The 20,394-nt window shown below is 64.9% G+C and carries 17 protein-coding genes and 2 tRNA genes; 11 read left to right on the forward strand and 8 right to left on the reverse strand.

Annotation, left to right across the window (positions count from 1 at the left end; translation table 11 throughout):
* Positions 1–226 precede the first annotated feature (226 nt).
* The gene (locus ACFFJ7_RS08295; RefSeq protein WP_377591729.1) at positions 227–1,606 is read right to left on the reverse strand and encodes a hypothetical protein; all 1,380 of its coding nucleotides are present in this window, start codon (positions 1,604–1,606) and stop codon (positions 227–229) included.
* Positions 1,607–2,141: 535 nt separating this feature from the next.
* On the opposite strand from ACFFJ7_RS08295, the gene ACFFJ7_RS08300 reads away from it, so the two are divergent.
* Positions 2,142–2,738: a superoxide dismutase gene (locus ACFFJ7_RS08300; RefSeq protein WP_166948797.1), complete on the forward strand. Its 597-nt coding sequence runs from the start codon at positions 2,142–2,144 to the stop codon at positions 2,736–2,738.
* 158 nt (positions 2,739–2,896) lie between these two features.
* Here ACFFJ7_RS08300 and ACFFJ7_RS08305 read toward each other — a convergent pair whose 3' ends face one another.
* Positions 2,897–4,768 carry an ABC-F family ATP-binding cassette domain-containing protein gene (locus ACFFJ7_RS08305; RefSeq protein WP_377591731.1) on the reverse strand — a complete coding sequence of 624 codons (1,872 nt, stop codon included), beginning with the start codon at positions 4,766–4,768 and terminating at the stop codon, positions 2,897–2,899.
* A 474-nt stretch (positions 4,769–5,242) separates the two neighbouring features.
* Between ACFFJ7_RS08305 and ACFFJ7_RS08310 the strand changes: the two genes are divergently transcribed.
* From ACFFJ7_RS08310 to pssA, 5 genes are all read left to right on the forward strand, one after another.
* Positions 5,243–5,467, forward strand: coding sequence for a hypothetical protein (locus tag ACFFJ7_RS08310; protein WP_166948801.1), 225 nt, complete (start codon positions 5,243–5,245; stop codon positions 5,465–5,467).
* Between the two features lie 123 nt (positions 5,468–5,590).
* Positions 5,591–6,961 carry a nucleotide sugar dehydrogenase gene (locus tag ACFFJ7_RS08315; RefSeq protein ID WP_377591733.1) on the forward strand — a complete coding sequence of 457 codons (1,371 nt, stop codon included), beginning with the start codon at positions 5,591–5,593 and terminating at the stop codon, positions 6,959–6,961.
* Positions 6,962–7,047: 86 nt separating this feature from the next.
* Positions 7,048–7,734 (forward strand): Crp/Fnr family transcriptional regulator, encoded by a 687-nt coding sequence (locus ACFFJ7_RS08320; RefSeq protein WP_166948803.1) that lies wholly within the window; start codon positions 7,048–7,050, stop codon positions 7,732–7,734.
* 99 nt (positions 7,735–7,833) lie between these two features.
* Positions 7,834–8,562 (forward strand): phosphatidylserine decarboxylase, encoded by a 729-nt coding sequence (locus ACFFJ7_RS08325; protein WP_166948805.1) that lies wholly within the window; start codon positions 7,834–7,836, stop codon positions 8,560–8,562.
* Between the two features lie 87 nt (positions 8,563–8,649).
* Positions 8,650–9,495, forward strand: a complete 846-nt coding sequence (gene pssA, locus ACFFJ7_RS08330; protein WP_377591735.1) for a CDP-diacylglycerol--serine O-phosphatidyltransferase — start codon at positions 8,650–8,652, stop codon at positions 9,493–9,495.
* Positions 9,496–9,509: 14 nt separating this feature from the next.
* Here pssA and ACFFJ7_RS08335 read toward each other — a convergent pair whose 3' ends face one another.
* Positions 9,510–9,884: a hypothetical protein gene (locus ACFFJ7_RS08335; RefSeq protein ID WP_166948808.1), complete on the reverse strand. Its 375-nt coding sequence runs from the start codon at positions 9,882–9,884 to the stop codon at positions 9,510–9,512.
* 204 nt (positions 9,885–10,088) lie between these two features.
* Here ACFFJ7_RS08335 and ACFFJ7_RS08340 point away from each other — a divergent pair, with 204 nt between their 5' ends.
* The 3 genes from ACFFJ7_RS08340 to ACFFJ7_RS08350 all read left to right on the forward strand — a co-directional run bounded on the left by ACFFJ7_RS08340 (position 10,089) and on the right by ACFFJ7_RS08350 (position 11,274).
* Entirely contained in the window at positions 10,089–10,781 is a 693-nt protein-coding gene (locus ACFFJ7_RS08340) for a Maf-like protein (RefSeq protein WP_377591737.1), read from the forward strand.
* Between the two features lie 37 nt (positions 10,782–10,818).
* Positions 10,819–11,043 carry a DNA gyrase inhibitor YacG gene (gene yacG, locus ACFFJ7_RS08345; RefSeq protein ID WP_377591739.1) on the forward strand — a complete coding sequence of 75 codons (225 nt, stop codon included), beginning with the start codon at positions 10,819–10,821 and terminating at the stop codon, positions 11,041–11,043.
* A gap of 155 nt (positions 11,044–11,198) precedes the next feature.
* Positions 11,199–11,274, forward strand: a tRNA-Phe gene (locus tag ACFFJ7_RS08350).
* A gap of 152 nt (positions 11,275–11,426) precedes the next feature.
* On the opposite strand, the gene ACFFJ7_RS08355 is transcribed toward ACFFJ7_RS08350, so the two are convergent.
* The 5 genes from ACFFJ7_RS08355 to hspQ form a co-directional block, all read right to left on the reverse strand.
* A complete protein-coding gene (locus ACFFJ7_RS08355) occupies positions 11,427–11,645 on the reverse strand; it encodes a hypothetical protein (RefSeq protein ID WP_166948814.1) in 219 nt (72 codons plus the stop codon).
* A 1,301-nt stretch (positions 11,646–12,946) separates the two neighbouring features.
* Positions 12,947–13,834 (reverse strand): YghX family hydrolase, encoded by an 888-nt coding sequence (gene yghX, locus ACFFJ7_RS08360; RefSeq protein ID WP_377591741.1) that lies wholly within the window; start codon positions 13,832–13,834, stop codon positions 12,947–12,949.
* Between the two features lie 86 nt (positions 13,835–13,920).
* A complete protein-coding gene (locus tag ACFFJ7_RS08365) occupies positions 13,921–14,313 on the reverse strand; it encodes an MAPEG family protein (protein ID WP_377591743.1) in 393 nt (130 codons plus the stop codon).
* A gap of 201 nt (positions 14,314–14,514) precedes the next feature.
* Positions 14,515–14,608: transfer RNA gene (locus ACFFJ7_RS08370), tRNA-Ser, on the reverse strand.
* 133 nt (positions 14,609–14,741) lie between these two features.
* On the reverse strand, positions 14,742–15,086 hold the full coding sequence (gene hspQ, locus ACFFJ7_RS08375) for a heat shock protein HspQ (RefSeq protein ID WP_166952632.1): 345 nt from the start codon (positions 15,084–15,086) through the stop codon (positions 14,742–14,744).
* 519 nt (positions 15,087–15,605) lie between these two features.
* Between hspQ and dnaE the strand changes: the two genes are divergently transcribed.
* Positions 15,606–19,127, forward strand: a complete 3,522-nt coding sequence (dnaE, locus tag ACFFJ7_RS08380) for a DNA polymerase III subunit alpha (RefSeq protein ID WP_377591744.1) — start codon at positions 15,606–15,608, stop codon at positions 19,125–19,127.
* 193 nt (positions 19,128–19,320) lie between these two features.
* Positions 19,321–20,328 carry a 30S ribosomal protein S2 gene (locus tag ACFFJ7_RS08385; protein ID WP_166952638.1) on the forward strand — a complete coding sequence of 336 codons (1,008 nt, stop codon included), beginning with the start codon at positions 19,321–19,323 and terminating at the stop codon, positions 20,326–20,328.
* Positions 20,329–20,394: the final 66 nt, after the last annotated feature.

Consider the following 20,394-nt stretch of genomic DNA (forward strand, 5'->3'; position numbering starts at 1 on the left):
GCTTTTCCGGAGGAGGTCGCCGTCTCCATGCGATTAACTGCGGATAAGTGGGGGGCCGCGCGGCGGCTGTGCGCGAGGGTCGTTCATGCCCGGACAAAAACAAGGCGGTTCGCCACTTCCGTGAAAAGCCGAAGCCCGGTGGCGGGATGACCTTTCGCAGAAGCGGCGAACCGCCTGTATCCTTAACGACTTGCGAAACCGGAAAACGCGCTTCCGGTTCGATGCGTCAGTCCGGTTTGCCGCCATCCGGCTGGCGATCGATCTTCTTGCCGGCGAGCGCCGGATCCTCGCCCGAGGCGATGTAGCTTTTCAGATTGTCGAGCGAATCGAACCGGAAGACGCCCTGCGGCGTCTCCGCCTCGATCATGCCGTTGTCGAACATCACGTAGACATTGTCGCCCGCCCGGTAGGAACCGACGATGGCGCCGGTATTCCCTTCCGGCCGGTCGGCGGTTTCGTTCGTGGCGGGCGGTGCATCGGGGGCGTCGGCCGTGGGCGAGCCGGCTTCCTCTTCGGTCCCGCTCTCCTCGTCTCGCGTCTCAGCGCGTTCCGCTGGCTGCTCGGCTGCCTTCGCAGCGGCGTCGGGTTTGCGTCCATCGGGCGTTTCCGGTTGGCGAGGCTGCCGGTCGTCGCCAGCCGCTTCTTTCGCCGGCTTGCCGGGAGGCGTCGGGCCAGCCGGATCTCCGTCGCCGCCCGCGGGCTGATCGGCCTTCGGCAGGTCTGGCGTGGATCGGGAGGGCGCCACGGCGGGCTCGTGGGCCTCGTCCTGCGGTGCGGACGGAGCCGCCGGGCGCCGCGAATCGGGACGCGACCGGTCGGGCACATCGGCCAGAGCGAGCCGCTCACGCGCCAGCTCCGCCGCCGTGGGACCGGGCGGCGGTTCCGGCGGGGCGTTGCGGCTCTGCGCGGCCGTGCTGCTGCCCTTGCCGAATCGCGACCAGAAGCCGCGCCGCTGGCGCTCGGATTCGGGAGCTTCGGTATCCTCGCCGTGCAGCGAAACCTGGATCTTCAGCGCGGACCGATCCTGCCGCGATTCCCCGGCCGCGGCCGGCGCGGCGGCGGCATCGCGCCGCCATGCGTCCTCGTCATGCAAGGGAACGTCGCGCAGCGTCAGAAAGTCCGGAGCGGCTCCGAGTCTTGGCGCGCCAAGACTCGGCGCGCCAAGACTCGGTGCCCCAAGAGGAGTAGCCGCTTGCGTTGGCGCCGCTTGAGCCGCCGTTACCCGGGTCGCTGGCGCGGGGGCCGGCGGCTCGGGCTCATGCTCTTCCGCCGCCTCCGGCGCATGTGCCACCAGCGGCTCGAAGCGCGGCCGGACGGAAGCGGCGTGATCGGGCGCGGCCTGTGCACCGTCGAAGTCGGCGTCGTGATAGTACGAACGGGGTGCGGGAGCCTCCGGCAGCACGTCGGCGAGACGGTCCGGAAGGCGGCGCAACTCCTTCAGAATCATCGCGATGCCGAGCAGCAGCACGCCGCCCGTGGCGACGACGCTGCCCGAAATGACCATAGACCAGCCTCGTTCGAGGACGATCATGCCGGAGCCGATGACGACGGCACCAAGGCCACCGCCGATGAGAAGGCACGCGAGAACAGTGCTTATGAAAATCATACGACAGGCACTCTTGCATTGGATACAGGGCCGGCGAACCGGCGGCCGCCGGACCGAACGGGGCGCGCCTGCAATCGACGATACAACAGTCACAAAAACATTCACGTCTTATGCGACGGTAAAGCGTTCTTAAAACAACAGCAGCTTCCCGAAGTGCCTCCCGCAACGGGAACGATGGCCCGCGGTGTTGGAGACAAGCCGTTCGCCACCAGCTTCTAGCACGTGAAGCTTTCACTGAACTGACTTGTCGTTTGGTAAACTATCGACGGAAATCTGCCGAAAACATGGCGTACCATGGCCGATGCGTGGAAACGCGGCGGCGCTTTCCATGGAACATAATGAAGTCTATCGAGTTAAAGACGAGAATCGCGTAGCATCGCCTTTCCAAGGTGGAGACTGCCGTATGAAACGCCGCCAATTCCTGCTTTCATTGTCAGCCGCTGCTGCGGTTGGTAGTGTCGCCACCGTCGACGCTACGAGGGCCGCAAGCGACCCCCGCGCCGCAAACCGAGCATCAAACCCCCAGGAGCAAGCCATGTCGTTTACGCTTCCCGATCTTCCCTACGCTCACGACGCCCTTCAGCCCTACCTGTCGCGTGAAACGCTTGAGTATCACCACGACAAGCATCACAAGGCCTATGTCGACAACGGCAACAAGCTGCTCGAAGGCACGGATCTCGCCGGGAAATCCCTGGAGGAGATCGTCAAGGCTTCGTTCGGCACCAACCAGGCGCTCTTCAACAACGCCGGCCAGCACTACAACCACCTGCACTTCTGGCACTGGCTGAAGCCCAACGGCGGCGGTGCCATCCCCGGCGAACTCGAAAAGAAGATCATCGAGGACCTCGGCTCGGTCGAAAAGGCCAAGGAAGACTTCATCCAGGCCGGCGTCAGCCAGTTCGGCTCCGGCTGGGCGTGGCTCGCGGTGAAGGACGGCAAGATCGTCGTGCTCAAGACGCAGAACGGCGAGAATCCGCTCGTGCACGGCGCGACCCCGATTCTCGGCGTCGACGTGTGGGAGCACTCCTATTACATCGACTACCGCAACCGCCGCCCCGACTACCTGAAGGCGTTCGTCGACCATCTGGTCAACTGGGAATACGCCGCCGAGCTTTACAGCAAGGCCATCTGATTCCCCCCGTGTCCCGGCACAAGCCGGGCGCTGCTGATCGCCCAGAGCATTTTTCGATCACTCGTGATCGCCAAATGCTCTGCGATTCTTTCATTGAGCGAATTCTGATCGGAAAGCGCTCTAGCCCCGGAACGCGCCGCGTTCCGGGGTTTTCCGTGTCAGGAGGCTGCCTCGATCTCGGCAGAGGCGGCAAGCCATTCCTCTTCCGCCTGGGCAAGGGCCGTGGCGGCATCGGCGCGCATCTTCGCGAGTTCGGCCGCCTTCTCGGGGTTCTTGCTGAACGTGTCCGGCGCGGCGAGGGCCGCATCGATTTTCGCGATGCCGTCGGCGAGCTTGTCCATACGCGCTTCCAGCGTTTCGATGCGTTTTCGCAGGGGGGCGAGGGCGACGCGCGTGCGGGCGGCGTTGCGGCGCCGGTCGGCCTTCTCGCCGCCGCTGCCCGAGGCGGCCGCGCGCGTCGCCGGCGCATCGCCCGCCAGCACGAGCCGGCGGTAGTCGTCCATGTCGCCGTCGTAGGGCTTGACGGAGCCGTTGTTCACCAGCCACAGCCGGTCGACGCAGGCCTCGATCAGGAAGCGGTCGTGGCTGATGAGCACCACCGCACCGGGATAGTCGTTGATGGCCTCGACGAGCATCTGCCGGCTATCGATATCGAGATGGTTGGTCGGCTCGTCGAGAATGAGCAGGTGCGGCGCGCCGAATGCCGCGAGGCCCATCAGCAGCCGCGCCTTCTCGCCGCCCGAGAGCTGCGCTACCGGCGTGTCCGCCTTGGCGGCGGGAAAGCCGAGCCTTGCCGTGCGCGAGCGCTGCTGCGCCTCCGTCGCCTGCGGCATCAGCACGGCGATGTGCTGCAGGGCGGTGGCGGCGGGGTTGAGTTCGTCGAGCTGGTGCTGCGCGAAATAGGCCACGCTGAGCCGGGCGGCGCGCGTGACCGTGCCCGTCATGGGGGCGAGCCGGCCCGAGAGCAGCTTGGCGAAGGTGGACTTGCCGTTGCCGTTGGCGCCGAGCAGCGCGATGCGGTCGTCCGGCAGCAGGGTGAGGTTGAGGCGGTCGAGCACCACGCGCCCGTCATAGCCGGCGACCGCGCCCTCCATGGCGACGATGGGCGGCGACAGCGGACGCTCGGGCCCCGGCAGGTCGAAGGGGATGGATTCCTCCTCCGTGATGGCGGCGATCGGCTCCATCTTCTCCAGGCGCTTGATGCGCGACTGCGCCTGCTTGGCCTTGGTGGCCTTGGCACGGAAGCGGTCGACGAAGCTCTGCAGGTGCTTGCGTTCCGCCTCCTGCTTCACGCGCGCCTTGGCAACGAGCGCCATCTTCTCCCGCCGCTGCCGGTCGAATGACGTGAACCCGCCGCGATAGAGCGCGAGCTTGCCCCGGTCGAGATGCAGAATGTGGTCGACGGCGGTATCGAGCAGCTCGCGGTCATGGCTGATGACGAGCGCCGTGTAGGGGTAGCGGCCCAGATAGTCATAGAGCCAAAGCGTGCCTTCGAGGTCGAGGTAGTTGGTCGGCTCGTCGAGCAGCAGCAGGTCCGGCTCGTTGAACAGCACGGCAGCAAGAGCCACGCGCATGCGCCAGCCGCCGGAGAACGACGAGCAAGGGCGCGCCTGCGCCTCGGCGTCGAAACCCAGGCCGTGCAGGATGCTGGCTGCGCGCGCGGGCGCGGCGTGCGCGCCGATATCCACGAGCCGCGTCTCGATCTCCGCGCGGCGCAGCGGGTCGGCCGTCGTCTCGGCCTCGGCCATGAGGGCGGTGCGCTCCGTATCCGCCGCGAGAACGACGTCGATGAGGGCCTCCGGCCCGCCCGGCGCCTCCTGCGCCACCGCGCCGATGCGGTGCCCGCGCGGCAGGGAGACGGAGCCGCTTTCGGAGACGAGTTCGCCGAGCAGCAGCTTGAACAGCGTGGTTTTGCCGGCGCCGTTGCGCCCCACGAGCCCCACCCGCGCGCCGGTGGGAATCACCGCGCTGGCGTGATCGAGGATGAGCCGGTTGCCCAGCCGGTAGGTGAGGTCGGTAATCTGCAACATGGTCCGATTGGCAATCCGGTGTGATTCGCCCGCCCGGCGGCGGGCCTCGCGCCCGTGCGGGAGAAAGGTTCTTGTCGCGTCAAACGGGCGCTGCCGCAAGGGCCGGCAAGGGTCTGAACGAGAATCCGATGCCGGACAGCCGTTTGCATGACATAGCGCAAGCCGCCGATCATAGAGTGAACGAGGAATGAACATAAAGCGGACAAGGGCGCTGTTTTGAGCTTGTCAAAGTCAGAAAATTGCGTAGGTTCGAGTCAGCCGGTGCATATGTGGATAATTGTGAACGGTTTTAGAAAGTCGAGCGTCACAATGCAAGAACCATGAAAACGCCACGTTTTAGCGCTGCCGTCGTCTGTGGACAGCATATGACGGTCTTGTTGATGTTCTGTGGATAAGAGTGATTCGAGCTACGCCATGGAAACCCGCACGAAGAGAACTGAAGCGCACAGAGCCGCGGACAAGAGAGCCGCAGCCGTGAGAATTGCTACGGGAACCTCGTCCAGCCAGTTCTCGCGAGGGGCGTTCGCCATCGTCGCGGCGGCGCTGATTCTCGGAATCGCGATGACGGCCAATACAGTGGCCGCGAGCCTGCGTCACCCTGTTTCCGTGCAAGGCGGCTCTTCGCTGCGGGCAGACCATGGCTCCCATCCGCATATCGCGAGCCTTCCGGCGGTCGTTGTGCCGGCCGCGTCCCGATAGGGAGAGGCGGCCGTCTCTTGACAGGGACGCGGGCTTGTCCGCAGAGATGGCCGTGCCGTTCATCCGCGATACCCCACGCGGGAGCAGGCGCGCCCAACGCCATCGAAACGGGATACCCTGACCTTGCCGTCCTCCGTCTCCCAGTCCCCGTCCGCCGACGCCGGCCGCAGCGCGCAGGCGTTGCTCGCGGCGATCGAGAATCGCAGCGCCCGTGTCGGCGTCATCGGGCTCGGCTACGTCGGCATACCGCTGGCGCTCGCCTCCGTGGAATGCGGCTTTCCGGTGCTGGGCTTCGACATCAATGCCACGCGGGTGGACCGGCTCAACGGCGGAGAAAGCCTGATCGCGCATATTCCCGACACGCGCATGCGGGAGGCTGTCGCCTCCGGGCGCTTTGAGGCGACGGCGGATTTCAGCCGGATGGGCGAGGCGGACATCGTCATCATCTGCGTGCCGACGCCGTTGACGCGCCAGCGCGAACCCGACCTGTCCTTCGTCGAGGCGACGGCGCGCTCCATCGGGCGGACGCTGCGGCCGGGCCAGCTGGTGGTGCTCGAATCGACCACCTGGCCCGGTACGACGCGCGAGGTGGTGAGGCCCGTGCTCGAATCGTCCGGCTTCGCGAGCGGGCGCGATTTCTTCCTCGCCTATTCCCCGGAGCGGGAGGATCCCGGCAACGACACGTTCTCGACGCGAGCCATTCCGCGTGTCATCGGCGGCGACGGCGAGGCGGCGCTGACGCTGGCGCAAGCGTTCTACGGCGCGTTGGTGGTGAAGACGGTGACCGTTTCCTCGCCCGAGGCGGCGGAGGCGGTGAAGCTGACCGAGAACATTTTCCGCGCCGTCAACATTGCGCTCGTCAACGAACTGAAGACCGTCTACGCCGCCATGGGCATCGACGTGTGGGAGGTGATCGACGCCGCGAAGACGAAGCCGTTCGGCTTCATGCCCTTCTATCCGGGGCCCGGGCTCGGCGGCCACTGCATCCCGATCGACCCGTTCTACCTGACGTGGAAGGCGCGGGAGTTCGATATCGTCACCCGCTTCATCGAACTGGCCGGCGAGATCAACACGGCCATGCCGCACCGGGTGGTCGACGCGCTGGCCGCCGCGCTCGACCGCGTCCGCGGGCGCGGGCTGAACGGGGCGCGCATTCTCGTGCTCGGCGTTGCCTACAAGAAGAATGTCGACGACACGCGCGAGAGCCCGGCGCTGAAGCTGATCGACCTCATCGAGGCGCGCGGCGGCCATTGCGACTACCACGATCCGTTCATCCCCGCGCTGCCGCGCACCCGCGCGCATCCCCGGCTCGAAGGACGGCGGTCCGTGGCGTTGGATGAGGCAACGCTCTCCGCCTGCGACGCGGCGCTGATCGCGACCGATCACGACGGCGTCGACTATGCGCTGGTGGCGCGGCGGCTGCCGCTCGTCGTCGACACCCGCAACGCGCTCGCCCGTGCCGGTATCGCGGGGGAGAACGTCGTCAAGGCGTGAGCCCGGCCGACCGATTAGGCGGGTCAACTTTTCCTGTTCTGGTGTATCGTGACGCGGACTACACAGATTCGCGATCGGGGGGCAGGATGGGGACGCTGGATCGGGTGCCGTTTTTCCAGGGGGCCGGCATCGATCTCGCACGTTTCGATTCCCGGCTTCACTGGCGCCGCTTCGCCACCGATGAAGTGCTGATCGACTACGAGGAGCAGTCGACGGACGTTTATTTCCTCGTCGCGGGCGAGGTGCGGGTTCTGGTCCGTACCCAGGCCGGGCGGGAGATCATCCTTGACGATATGCGCGCCGGTGAGTTTTTCGGCGAGCTGGCGGCCATCGATGGCGTGGGGCGTTCCGCCAATGTGGCCGCGCTGACGCAGGGCGAGGTCTGCGTCATGCCGGCGAGCGTCTTCCGCGACATCGTGTTCTCGTCGCCTGCCGTCGCGGACCGCCTGCTGCGCCTGCTTGCGCAGCGCGTGCGCGAACTCAATGCCCGGCTGACGGAACATGCCATCCTCGACCTGCGCCACCGGCTTTATGCGGAACTCCTGCGCCTGTCGACTCCGCGCTCCGGCCATCCGGGCGAGCGCGTCATCACGCCGCCGCCGTTCCATCACGTGCTCGCCGCCAGAATCGGTTGCCGTCGCGAACAGGTGACGCGGGAATTCACCTCTCTGTCACGTGATAGTATCGTGGAGCGCACGCGCGGCGCGCTGGTGCTGAAGCAGCCAGAATTGCTGCGCCAGCGCGTCAGCGACGCCATGCGGGAAGTGGCCTGACGCGGCCAGAAGGCGAGAATCCGCGCGAATCTGGCGCACTGCCATGCCGGTTGACGTGCCGACGTCATGCTGTCATGCAACATGGTGCGGAGCGCGCGGATGCGACGGGCAATCGGGAACAGGAAAATGTCCATCTACGATTCCATCAGGCAGACTATCACGCCGATCCACAAGGAAGGTTTTCCGTTCATCGCCGTCGCGGCCATCGCCTCGCTGGTGCTCGGACAGCTATGGTCGCCGCTGGGCTGGATCGGCCTCGTCATCACCCTCTGGATCTGCTACTTCTTCCGTGATCCGGAGCGCCATACGCCGGTTCGCGAGGGGCTTGTGGTGGCGCCCGCCGACGGGCGCATCAGCGCCATTGCCGAAGTGCTGCCGCCTCCCGAGCTGGAGCTGGGAGAGACGCCGCTGCTGCGCATCTCCATCTTCATGAACGTTTTCGACTGCCACGTGAACCGCAGCCCGGTGGACGGCACGGTGGAGCGCGTCGTGTACACGCCCGGCGTGTTCATCAACGCCGATCTCGACAAGGCGAGCGAGGACAACGAGCGCAACGGCCTCGTCATCGTCTCGGGAGAGACGCGCATAGGCGTGGTGCAGATCGCCGGCCTTGTGGCGCGGCGCATCGTCTCGTTCGTGCGCGAGAACGACACCCTGCAGGTGGGCGAGCGCTTCGGCCTGATCCGCTTCGGCTCGCGCGTCGACGTCTATCTGCCCGTCGAGGTGCGGCCGCTCGTCGGCCTTGGCCAACGCACCGTCGCCGGAGAGACAGTACTGGCGGATTTCCTCGCCTCCGGCGAGCCGCCGCACAGCTTCCGCGCCGCGTGACGTTTTCGTCCGGCGTTGCAAAATGAATCGCCGCCGCCTCACCGATCCCGTTTGATTGGCGAGGGGTCTGGTGTATGAATAACGCGCATGAGTGACCTGTTTCCGCCCTTCGTGCCCGATCCCGAGGAGCCGCGCCGCAGGCGGTTCCGGCCGATCCCGCTACGCCTCCTCGCCCCCAATCTCATCACGCTGCTCGCGCTCTGCCTTGGCCTGACGGCCATTCGCATGGCGATCGAGGGGCGTCTCGACCTGGCCGTTTTCTCGATCGCCGTCGCGGCGGTGCTCGACGGCGCGGACGGCAGGGTTGCGCGCTACCTGAAGGGCACATCGCGCTTCGGCGCGGAACTCGATTCGCTGTCGGACTTCGTGAACTTCGGCGTCGCGCCGGCGCTGCTGCTCTATACGTTCATTCTGGACGAGCTGAAGTCGCTCGGCTGGATCGCGGCCATCGTCTACGCCATCGCGGCGGCGTTGCGCCTTGCCCGCTTCAACGTGATGCTGGACGATCCCTCGCGGCCGGAATGGCAGAAGAATTATTTCGTCGGCATGGCGGCGCCCGCCGGCGCACTCACGGTGCTGTTGCCCGTCTACCTGCATTTCATCGTCTGGCCGGTCGGCGAACTCGCGGCGCCGGTGGTCGCGGTCTATACGGTCTTCATCGGCCTGCTGATGGTCAGCCGCATGCCGACCTTCTCGGGCAAGGCGCTGGGCCAGCGCATCGCGCGCGACATGGTGCTGCCGCTGTTCGTGCTGTTCGTGCTGTTCACGGCCCTGCTGGTGAGCTTCCCCTTCCACGTGCTGGCGCTGGCGACCGTCGCCTATCTCGTCTCGCTGCCGCTTGGCGTGACGCGCCACCGGGCGCGCGCGCGGGAAGAGGCGGAAAAGACGGCAGTCGCCGCGCCGGAGGAGGCGATACGGGACGGGGAGGGTTGACGCCCGGCCTGTGCCTACTTCCCTTGCAGGTGCTTGGCCGTGAGGCGCTTGGCGTTGGCGCGGACGCGGCGGCGCGCGGGATTGGCGCTTTCGTCTGCGATCTTCATCAGCTTGTGCGGCAGATCGCCCGGCCCCACGCGGCCGAAGGCCATGTCAATCCACAGGCGCTGCCACGCCTGCGCGGCGATGAGGCTGCCTTCCATGGCGGCCGCGGCCTTTTCGGAAAAGGCGCGCTGCGTCTCGGCGCTCATCGGATGGGTGGGGTCCAGCGTATCGTAGAGAAACTGCGGCAACCGGAAGGCGATGGTCGTCGCGGCAGCCTGCGCCGTCTGGGTCGCCTTGACAAGCTGCGGCTGCGTGACGGGAGGCTTGAAACGTTTGCTCAGCATGGAATGTCCTGTCGTGGGAGGAGTTATACCTTAGGTCGTGGTTACCCGCCGATCATGTCCGCATCGCGACATGGACGCGGCAACCATCGCGCGAAGCAATCCTTTTCGCGGCCGATTGTTCCATGCTAATGGCGTCATGTCGATGTCTCGATGTTCATATCCCCCACGGCGGTGAGGCATGAATCAGGTTTTCGGGAGAGGTTCTTGAGCGAAATCGTTTCGTCGCAGGCACAGGACGGCGGGCCGGCGGAGAACGCCGTGCGTCCGTCGTGGAGGCCGCAGCTCGTCCTGGCGTCGGCCTCTCCCCGGCGGCTGGCGCTTCTTGAGCAGATCGGGCTGACGCCCGATATCCTGCTGCCGGCGGAAATCGACGAGACCCCGCGGCGCGGCGAGAAACCGCGCGACTACGCCCGGCGTGTGGCGATCGACAAGGCAGAGACGGCGCGCACGCTGCTCAAGGCGTCGGAGGGCAAGGGCGAGGCGGTCGGCAATGCCTATATCGTTGCGGCGGATACGGTGGTGGCCGTGGGCCGGCGCATCCTGCCGAAGGCGGAGATCGCGGAGGAGGCCGAGCAGTGCCTGCGCCTGCTGTCCGGCCGGGCGCACCGCGTCTACACGGCACTCGCCGTCGTGTCGCCGCACGGACGCCTGCGCGACCGCGTGGTTGAGACGCGCCTGCGTTTCAAGAACCTCGCGCGCGACGAGATGGACGGCTATCTCGCCAGCGGCGAGTGGCGCGGCAAGGCGGGCGGCTATGCCATCCAGGGGCTGGCGGGTTCCTTCGTCGTCAAGCTGGTCGGCTCCTATTCCGCTGTGGTCGGGCTGCCGCTCTACGAAACGGTGTCGCTGCTGATGGGAGAAGGCTTCCCCGTTCACGGGCACTGGCTCAATCTCTGACGGCCGGGTCGCGCGACGTTATAGAGGGAGTGCTGCCATGGCGGATGCCGACGACAACAACGACAATGCCGTAACGCCACCCGCCGGCGGGGCCTGCCCAATTTGCGGCAAGGAAGCGCAGGCGCGCTGGCGTCCGTTTTGCTCGAAGCGATGCGCCGACATCGACCTGCACCGGTGGCTCTCGGGCAGCTACGTCATCCCCGCATCCGACGAGGCGGAAGAAGTTGACGGCAACCACCCCGACGACACGCCCGATATCTGAGCAGGCGTGGCGAGGCCGAGGGGCGCGGGCGAAAATCCCCCTCTCTTGCCTGTGGACAAAATCGCACAACCCCTTGCCGCCGCGCTGGACATCGAAACACGATGCCTCTATAAGAACCAGATCGCGGGGGCGGACATTTCCGAACTTCCACGCGGGCCCAGATAGCTCAGTTGGTAGAGCATGCGACTGAAAATCGCAGTGTCGCTGGTTCGATTCCGGCTCTGGGCACCACCATTCCCCCAAAGCGATAGACTTTCAATATCTTAGTTGATATCAAGGGCTTGCGTCTCGCCGTACTGGTCAACAGCGGTGGACAACATGCTATTTCGCCTATAGCATTTCGACATTTCATTGAAACGCCGAGATGCTATAAGTTTTTGATATTACGCGCTTTCTTCACGCAAACCGGTATCCGCTTTGCTTGAAAACGCTTTAGCCCATCCGATGAAACGCCCATCCTCCACCAATTGCATCAAGCGTATCCCGATGGCGTAAAAGCCGCGACGGCCGGTTTGCGCCTGCGCATCCCGCTTGGCGACGGCAGCTTCGTGGACAAGACCATTCGCCCGGGCGCGCAGGATGTCCGCCTTTCTCCCGCGCACGATCGATCCTGTCGAGGCGAATTGTCGGCAGACCGTCGTTCTCGCCTATTGGAGCAGTTTGCATTCAAGTCGATCCATCGACTTGAATGCAAACTGCGGTAAAATATAGAACTTGGAGCGTACGGGGCAGGCATTCGGGCAGGGCGCAGACGGACTGCTCGCCGCGCCTTCGCCGGCATGAAGGCAGTAAGCGCGCCCGATCGTTTCGCCCGAGCCTGTCGATCCGGCGAACCATCGTCGCATCGCCATGCCGCAGACATGAGAAGCCCGCACGTGCTTTCTTTCGCATGCGCGGGCGTTCGATAGTGATGGGAAGAGCGATCGGTTTATCGTTGCTGAAGTGGCTGCTGCGGGGTCGGAACGTTATGTTCCGTTCCGATGACCGCTCTGTTCGGGACGCATTGTCCGTTTCTCCATACCCATGCCTTTCCCTTCTGCCTGCATAGATATTCGAGGGAGGGATCGAACGGAGCATCCGGCTGCACCGGCCGTACCGGCCCCACGACCTGCCCCTTGCCCGGCACCTGCCTCTGATCGGCTTTTGGATCGACTCTTTGATTGGCCCTCGGAGCGGCCTTTTGATCAGACGTTTGAGCGAGAACAGTGTAGTTTGCGGGGGCATACACGCCCGCTTTCGCATCCGTCGCCACCTGCTGCGCATGCACAAGGGTAGTAACAGATGTAACAAACATTGCTGCAATAAATGATACTTTAGTATAGATTCGCATTGACGCCTCCTAGGATGAGCAAGGCAATCTTGCCTTACAATCTTTGTTCGCGCCAGAATTGCTAAAGTTTCTCGCGAAATAAAAATATTTCAAAGATTTTAAGTAGCCGGCATGATGATTATTTGGGCAAGTTTACTCAATTTCTATGGGAGATCGTGCGGAGGCACTTGTCCTGGCCCTCCGTGCCTTTTTCGTCGCCATCGCCACCGCCTTGAAGGCGATAAGCGCGCCCCGAACTGTCGTTTGCGTCGGGTCCGAAGCCGCGCCGTCCAAGGTTACGTTGCTGATGGCCGTCCGGACGATTGCGCCCCTGTCCATTAAAGCGTTTTCAAGCAAAGCGGATATCGGTTTGCGTGAAGAAAGCGCGTAATATCAAAAACTTATAGCATTTCGGCGTTTCAATGAAATGTCGAAATGCTATAACTGGCGGATGACTTCCGTGTTACCAGGCGGCATTTATGGTGTTTCGGCGGGGGCAACCGCGTTCTCGCGCATGGACAGGCGAGCATGACCGTCCGCTGCCGGCATGCGGAACAGGCCGGCGGCGTCGGGTCAGCGAGCGGTTCGGAGGTATTATGCCAGATAGCGGCGGAACCATGCGATCGTGCGGTCCCACGCGAGCCTGGCCGCCGCCTCGTCGTAGCGCGGCGTCGTGTCGTTGTGGAAACCGTGATTGACGCCCGGATAGATGTAGGCTTCGTAAGTCTTGCCGTGTTCCTTCAGCGCCGCTTCATAGGCCGGCCAGCCCGCGTTGATGCCGGTGTCGAGTTCCGCATAATGGAGAAGCAGCGGCGCCTGGATGCGCGTTACGTCCTCCGGCCGGGGCTGGCGCCCGTAGAAAGGCACGGCGGCGGCCAGTTCCGGATAGGCGACCGCGGTGGCGTTGGCGACGCCCCCGCCGTAGCAGAAGCCGACGATACCAATCTTGCCCGTCGTCGCCGCATGACCCGCGAGGAACTCGACCGCGGCGAAGAAGTCGTTCATCAGTTTTTCGGGGTTGACCTGCGCCTGCAATTCGCGGCCCTTGTCGTCGTTGCCGGGATAGCCGCCGACGGAGGTCAGGCCGTCAGGCGCGAGCGCGATGAAGCCGGCCTTCGCGACGCGGCGCGCCACGTCCTCGATATAGGGGTTGAGTCCGCGGTTCTCGTGAACCACGACCACGCCGGGCAGCCGCTCCGACGCGGAGGCCGGGCGGACGAAATAGCCGCGCACCTCGCCATGGCCTTTTGGCGACGGATAGGTGATATAGTCGGCAACAATGTCGGTGTCCGTGGGGGCCACCTGCTGCGCGAGCGCGTAGTCCGGGCTCAGCGATGCCAGCAGGGCGCTTGCGGTGACGCCACCCACTGCGAATCTGGCGGCGCGGTCGAGAAACTCGCGCTTGGAAATCTTGCCGTGTGCGTAATAGTCGTAGAGATCGAGCAGTTCCTGGGGAAAGTCTTTTGCGGTGAGCCGGGACATGGTTTCTCCTCCGATCCGGTTCGGGCGAGGACAGAATAGACCGGTGCGGGACCGCTGTAGATTCACAATCGGGAGTACGGCATCTATTATCGCGCGAGCAACATTATTGCCGTGATCAGGATCACAGTCCAGGTGACGAGCATCGCCGGGGCCCGCAGGCTATATTGCCGGAGCGATCCTTCAGGAGCAAGCATGCCGAAGGGATGCGCCACGCGGGCGGCAAGAAGCGCGACCAGCAGGGTGCGGACGACCCCGCCATCGGCGCCACCAGCTTCGTTCAGGCCGATGAGGAGCAGGGCCAGAGGAACGTACTCGGCGAAATTCGCATGAATCCTGATCTGCCGCCGGAGCAGCGTTTGCCCGCCGTCGCCGTGATGAACCCTGTATTTCGCGCGCCCGACCGTTACCCACAAGGACAGCGCCACGAAGACGACGCCGAGCAGCGCACCGTAGAACGCAGTCAACGCCGGGAATACCATCGTGCTTCACTCCATTCCGCCGGAGGGGCGCCGCGCAATCTTGAAACGAAAGCCCGCAGGTCACGGCCGCAGCTATTTCATTTTTTACTCCGAAGCCATGACGATTCGTAACGCACACCGTCGCAAGCGACAGGGAAATCATCAGCGGAGCACCTCTGGCGCTCCGGAACGGCAGATGGAATAAATAATTGGGAAGCGGGTTGGCGGAGACGGAGGGATTCGAACCCTCGATAGGACTTTAAGGTCCTATAACGGTTTAGCAAACCGCCGCCTTCAGCCTCTCGGCCACGTCTCCATGCGGTGCCTTATTTGCAGATTAGCGCATCAACGTCAACGCCGTTCACGAAACATAAGGTGGATAAGAATCCTTCAACAGGGGGTGAGGGCGCTGATGCGCGGGTAGTTGCGGTGCCGCGGGGCGCGTCGTGTCAGTGTGTTACGTGGATGCGTGCGCGGTAGCGGCCGGTTTCCGCAGGCTCGAAAGCTTCGAGCACGCGCGGATGGCGCACCGGTTCGCCGGAGGTGTCGGGCACGAGATTCTGCTCCGAAACATAGGCGATGTATTCGGTTTCCGTGTTCTCGGCGAACAGGTGATAGAACGGCTGGTCCCGGTCCGGCCGGCGGTCCTCCGGAATCGACTGGTACCATTCCTCCGAGTTGCTGAAGCAGGCGTCCACGTCGAAAACCACGCCGCGGAACGGGTAGAGCCGGTGCTTGACGACCTGACCGACCGCGAACTTCGCATTGCGTGTAAGTGACGACGATTTGTCCATGCTCTGAGTGACCCTTCCGGATTCTGTATTGCCACGCCTGCCCCGGAAGGCGTCTGGCGGGAAAATACGCCGCAACGTCAACCTCCTGTGGGCAATTCACCCTGATGTTAACGATCCTCCCACATTGTAAATAAATTGTTAAGCAAAATGCACCATTCATTCTGGACAAGAACATTAAATGAACATATAAGGACATCAGTCGAACGCAGGGAAGATCAGACGATGTACAAAGCTCTTGTAACAGATCTTGTCGAACTTACCTCGCTGGTGCTTTTCGTGGCGATGATAGGGGTGGTGGCGATTGCCGGCTCCCCGGCGTAATCTGGGGCCCCCGGGGCGCGGAGCCTGCCGTGCTTCGCGATTCCCGGGATCGTGGCGGGCATCGTCCTTTCCGGAAGTCGCATCGGCTTCTGGGGATCATGCGCCGGGCGGGTCCGCTTCCGGGCGACGAAAGTGCGGCGCGGCGATAATATGGTGCCGTGCGGTCGATTCGACGGGTTTCCGGTCCGGGGGATGCTTATGGCCAGTCTTGCTGCGGAAGTCGGATTTATCCATCTTCATGTCCATTCGTCCTATTCGTTGCTCGAAGGGGCGCTGACTGTCTCGGCCCTGTCGAAGCTGGCGGCGGCTGACGGCATGCCGGCGATGGCGCTCACCGATACCAACAACCTTTTCGGCGCGCTGGAGTTCTCGGAGAAACTCGCCCAGGCGGGCATCCAGCCCATCGCCGGCCTGCAACTCGCCGTCACCTTCGAGGCGGCGGAGCCGAACGCGCGGCCGCTGCAACGGGTGTTTCCGCAGGTGGTGTTGCTGGCGGCGGACGCGCAGGGCTATGGCAACCTGATGGCGCTCTCCAGCGCCGCCTTCCTCGGCAACGAGCCGGGGCAGGGGGCGCATGGCGCGCACGTAACGTGCGAAATGCTCGCCGCTCACGCCGGCGGCGTGATCGCGCTCACGGGCGGCGCCGGCGGCCCGCTCGACAGCGCGCTCGTCGCGGGGCGGCCCGAACTGGCGGAGGAGCGGTTCCGGCATCTGCTCGCCATCTTCGGCGATCGCCTCTATGTGGAGCTGCAGCGCCACGGCGCAGCCGATGAAGCGCTGACGGAGCCGCGGCTGCTGGCGCTCGCCTACGAACACGGCGTGCCGCTCGCGGCGACCAATGAGCCCTATTTCGCCAGGCCCGACGATTATGAGGCGCACGATGCGCTGCTGGCGATCGCGGAAGGGCGCCTCGTCTCGGACGACCAGCGCCGGCGCCTTACGCCGTCGCGCTATTTCAAGTCGCGGGCGGAAATGGCGACGCTGTTCGCCGATCTTCCCGAGGCTCTGCACGCGACGGTCGAGATCGCGCAGCGTTGCGCGTTCCGGGTGCGCACGCGCAAGCCGATCCTGCCGCATTTCACCAGCGGCGGGGCACACGCAGGCCACGGGCAAGACGGTGCGCAGCACGAGGCGGAAGCGGACGACGAGACTGTAGAGCTGCGCCGCCAGGCGAAGGAGGGGCTAGCCGCCCGGCTTGCCGCCCACGGCCCGGCGGGCGGGCTTTCCGGGCAGGATTACCAGGACAGGCTCACCTACGAGCTGTCGGTGATCGAGCGCATGAAGTTTCCGGGCTACTTCCTCATCGTGTCCGACTTCATCAAATGGGCCAAGGCTCACCACATCCCCGTAGGGCCGGGGCGCGGTTCGGGCGCGGGCTCGCTCGTCGCCTATTCGCTGACCATCACCGACCTCGATCCGCTGCGCTTCGGCCTGCTGTTCGAGCGCTTTCTGAACCCCGACCGCGTGTCGATGCCCGACTTCGATATCGACTTCTGCCAGGACAGGCGCGAAGAGGTTATCGGCTACGTGCAGCACCGCTACGGTGAGGAGCGCGTCGCGCAGATCATCACCTTTGGCACCCTGCAGGCGCGTGGCGTGATGCGCGACGTGGGGCGCGTGCTGGAGATGCCCTACGGGCAGGTCGACAAGCTTACGAAGCTCGTGCCGCAGAACCCGGCCAATCCGGTCACGCTGGCGCGCGCCATCGCGGACGAGCCGCGCCTGCAGGCCGCGGCCGAGGAGGAGCCGGTGGTCGCGGGCATGCTGGCGATAGCGCAGAAGCTCGAAGGGCTGCACCGCCATGCCTCGACCCACGCCGCCGGCGTGGTGATCGGCGACAGGCCGCTCGAACAGCTCGTGCCGCTCTATCGCGATCCGCGCTCGCAGATGCGTGTCACCCAGTTCAATATGAAGTGGGTCGAGCAGGCGGGGCTGGTGAAGTTCGACTTCCTCGGCCTCAAGACGCTCACCGTGCTGAAGACGGCGATCGATCACATCCGCACACGGTATCCCGATTTCGCGCTCGACCGCATTCCCCTCGACGACCCGCTGACCTTCGAGCAGCTTGGGAAGGGCGAGACGGTGGGCGTGTTCCAGGTTGAAAGCGCCGGCATGCGCAAGGCGCTCGTCGACATGCGCCCGGACCGGCTGGAGGACCTGATCGCACTCGTGGCGCTCTACCGACCGGGACCGATGGCCAACATTCCCGTCTATTGCGACCGCAAGAACGGGCGCGGCGAGCCCGAGACCGAGTGGTATCTGCATGAGGCGCTGGCGCCGATCCTGCGCGAGACCTTCGGCATCATCATCTATCAGGAGCAGGTGATGCAGGTGGCGCAGACCCTGTCGGGCTACTCGCTCGGCGAGGCAGACCTGCTGCGCCGCGCCATGGGCAAGAAGATCAAGGCCGAGATGGATGCCCAGCGGGCGCGCTTCGTCGACGGCGCGACGGAACACGGCCTCACCCGGCAACTCGCCGACGAGATTTTCGACCTGCTGGCGAAGTTCGCCGACTACGGCTTCAACAAGAGCCACGCGGCCGCCTATGCCCTGATCGCCTATCAGACAGCCTATCTCAAGGCGAATTTCCCGGTCGAATTCCTGGCGGCGTCGATGACGCTCGATATGGACAACACCGACAAGCTGTCCGAATTCCGGCGCGAGGCGCAAAGGCTCGGCATCCGGGTCGAGCCGCCGTCGATCCAGCGTTCGGGCGTGCGCTTCGATGTGGAGTTCGACGGGAACGGCGACGGCATCATCCGCTACGCACTGGCTGCCATCAAGGGTGTGGGGGCGCAGGCCGTGGAATCCGTCGTCGCGGCGCGTGCGGAAGGGCCGTTCAGGGACCTCGCCGATTTCGCGCGCCGTCTCAACCCGCGCCTTGTCAACCGGCGCACGCTGGAGGCGCTGGTGGGGGCGGGGGCACTCGACGGAATCGAACCGGATCGCGCCCGCGCCTTCGCGGCGATCGAAGCGGTCATGGCGCTCGCCAACCAGACGGCACAGACGGCGGAGGCCGGGCAGGGCGACATTTTCGCGGATATCTTCGGCCAGTCCGCGGCGCCGGAGCCGCTGCGCATTCCCGAATACCAGCCGTGGCTGACATTGGAGCGCCTGCAGCGCGAGTATGACGCTGTCGGCTTCTTCCTCTCCGGTCATCCGCTCGACGAATACGGGCCGCTGCTGGAGCGCCTGCGTGTGCGCCGCTGGTTGGATTTCGTGCGCGGCGTCAAGCGCGGCGAGAGCATGGGGCAGCTTGCCGCCACCGTTCTCGACCGCACCGAGCGGCGAACGCGCAACGGGACGAAGATGGGCATCATCACGTTCTCCGACCAGAGCGGCCATTTCGAGGCGATCCTGTTCTCGGAAGGGCTGGCGCAATACCGCGATCTGCTGGAGCCGGGGCAGGCCGTGATGCTGCTGGTGCAGGCGTCGAGCGAGGGAGACGACGTGCGGGCGCGCATCCAGCGGGTCGAGCCGCTCGATCAGGCCGTTGCGCGCCATCAGAAGGGCATGCGCATCGTCGTCAACGGCACGGCACCGCTAGATGCGATCGCGCGGCAATTGACCATGCATGGCGAGGGAACGGTGTCCGTCGTCGTGGACGTCGATGGCCGGCAGGAGGTGGAACTGGAGCTGCCCGGCCGCTTCCGCACCACGCCCCAGATCGCTGGCGCACTGCGCGGCCTTGCCGGGGTTATGGAGGTGGAACTGCGGTGACGCCTGCGCGGGCCTGGCCGGGAATCGGTCGCCTGACGAAGCGGAAGGTGTTGAAAGAAGGACGGGGCGCTTGCAATTATCAGGCGCAAATACTATAAGCCGCGCCATTCCACACGCGGGGCGGGCTGTTTGGCTTCCGGTGGCCGGGTTGTCCGGCCGGAGCCCCGCGGAGGCTTGAACCGGAGAGAGTTATATGTCACTTCCTGAATTCACGATGCGCGAGCTGCTTGAAGCCGGCGCCCATTTCGGCCACCAGTCCCACCGCTGGAACCCGAAGATGGAGCCCTACATCTTCGGTACGCGCAGCAATATCCACATCATCGACCTTGCCCAGACGGTTCCCGCGCTCTATCGCGCGCTGCAGGTTGTTTCCGACACTGTTGCGGCCGGCGGCCGTGTGCTGTTCGTCGGCACGAAGCGTCAGGCGGCCGAATCAGTGGCGAGCGCCGCGCGCCGTTCCGCGCAGTATTATGTCAACTCCCGCTGGCTCGGCGGCATGCTGACGAACTGGAAGACGATTTCCGGCTCTATCCAGCGCCTGCGCAAGGTGGACGAGATCATCGCCGGCGGCGCTGTCGGCCTGACGAAGAAGGAGCGCCTGATGCTGGCGCGCGAGCGCGAGAAGCTGGAGCGCGCGCTGGGCGGCATCAAGGACATGGGCGGCACGCCCGACCTGCTGTTCGTCATCGACACGAACAAGGAGCAGCTCGCGATCAAGGAAGCCCAGCGTTTGGGCATCCCGGTCGTGGCGATCGTCGACACCAACAGCGATCCTGACGGCATCAACTATCCGGTTCCGGCGAACGACGACGCGGGCCGCGCCATCAACCTCTACTGCGATCTCGTCGCGCGCGCGGCGATCGATGGCATCTCCCGCGGCCAGGGCGACCTCGGCGTGGACGTTGGCGCTTCCGACGAGCCTTTCGCGGAGGATCTGTCTGATGCGGGCGCGGGCGAGAGCACGTTCGAACGCCTCGGCGCACCGCGCGGCGCACCGGACGAATTGTCCGCGCTGGCGGGCGTCGGTCCCGAACTCGAGAAGAAGCTCAACGAGGCCGGCATTTTCCACTTCTGGCAGCTCGCCGCGCTGACGCCTGCCGATGCAGCGGCGCTTGACGCCGAACTGAAGCTCGGCGGCCGTATCGAGCGCGACGGCTGGATCGATCAGGCCCGCGCCCGGCTGGAGGCCGTTGCGATCTGATAACCGCCCCGGCTGATCCGAGCCGGCATTGAAGACGTTGATTGATTGGCCCGGTGCCCCTTCTTG

The organism is Pseudochelatococcus lubricantis (assembly GCF_042432495.1).
Taxonomy (GTDB): Bacteria; Pseudomonadota; Alphaproteobacteria; order Rhizobiales; family Beijerinckiaceae; genus Pseudochelatococcus; species Pseudochelatococcus lubricantis.

Coding starts and splice junctions, on each gene's coding strand:
- dnaE (WP_377591744.1), top strand. CDS start 15,606: ATGGCCAGTCTTGCTGCGGAAGTCGGATTTATCCATCTTCATGTCCAT.
- hspQ (WP_166952632.1), bottom strand. CDS start 15,086: ATGGACAAATCGTCGTCACTTACACGCAATGCGAAGTTCGCGGTCGGT.
- ACFFJ7_RS08325 (WP_166948805.1), top strand. CDS start 7,834: ATGCGACGGGCAATCGGGAACAGGAAAATGTCCATCTACGATTCCATC.
- ACFFJ7_RS08365 (WP_377591743.1), bottom strand. CDS start 14,313: ATGGTATTCCCGGCGTTGACTGCGTTCTACGGTGCGCTGCTCGGCGTC.
- ACFFJ7_RS08305 (WP_377591731.1), bottom strand. CDS start 4,768: ATGTTGCAGATTACCGACCTCACCTACCGGCTGGGCAACCGGCTCATC.
- yghX (WP_377591741.1), bottom strand. CDS start 13,834: ATGTCCCGGCTCACCGCAAAAGACTTTCCCCAGGAACTGCTCGATCTC.
- ACFFJ7_RS08320 (WP_166948803.1), top strand. CDS start 7,048: ATGGGGACGCTGGATCGGGTGCCGTTTTTCCAGGGGGCCGGCATCGAT.
- ACFFJ7_RS08295 (WP_377591729.1), bottom strand. CDS start 1,606: ATGATTTTCATAAGCACTGTTCTCGCGTGCCTTCTCATCGGCGGTGGC.
- yacG (WP_377591739.1), top strand. CDS start 10,819: ATGGCGGATGCCGACGACAACAACGACAATGCCGTAACGCCACCCGCC.
- ACFFJ7_RS08385 (WP_166952638.1), top strand. CDS start 19,321: ATGTCACTTCCTGAATTCACGATGCGCGAGCTGCTTGAAGCCGGCGCC.
- ACFFJ7_RS08300 (WP_166948797.1), top strand. CDS start 2,142: ATGTCGTTTACGCTTCCCGATCTTCCCTACGCTCACGACGCCCTTCAG.
- ACFFJ7_RS08335 (WP_166948808.1), bottom strand. CDS start 9,884: ATGCTGAGCAAACGTTTCAAGCCTCCCGTCACGCAGCCGCAGCTTGTC.
- pssA (WP_377591735.1), top strand. CDS start 8,650: ATGAGTGACCTGTTTCCGCCCTTCGTGCCCGATCCCGAGGAGCCGCGC.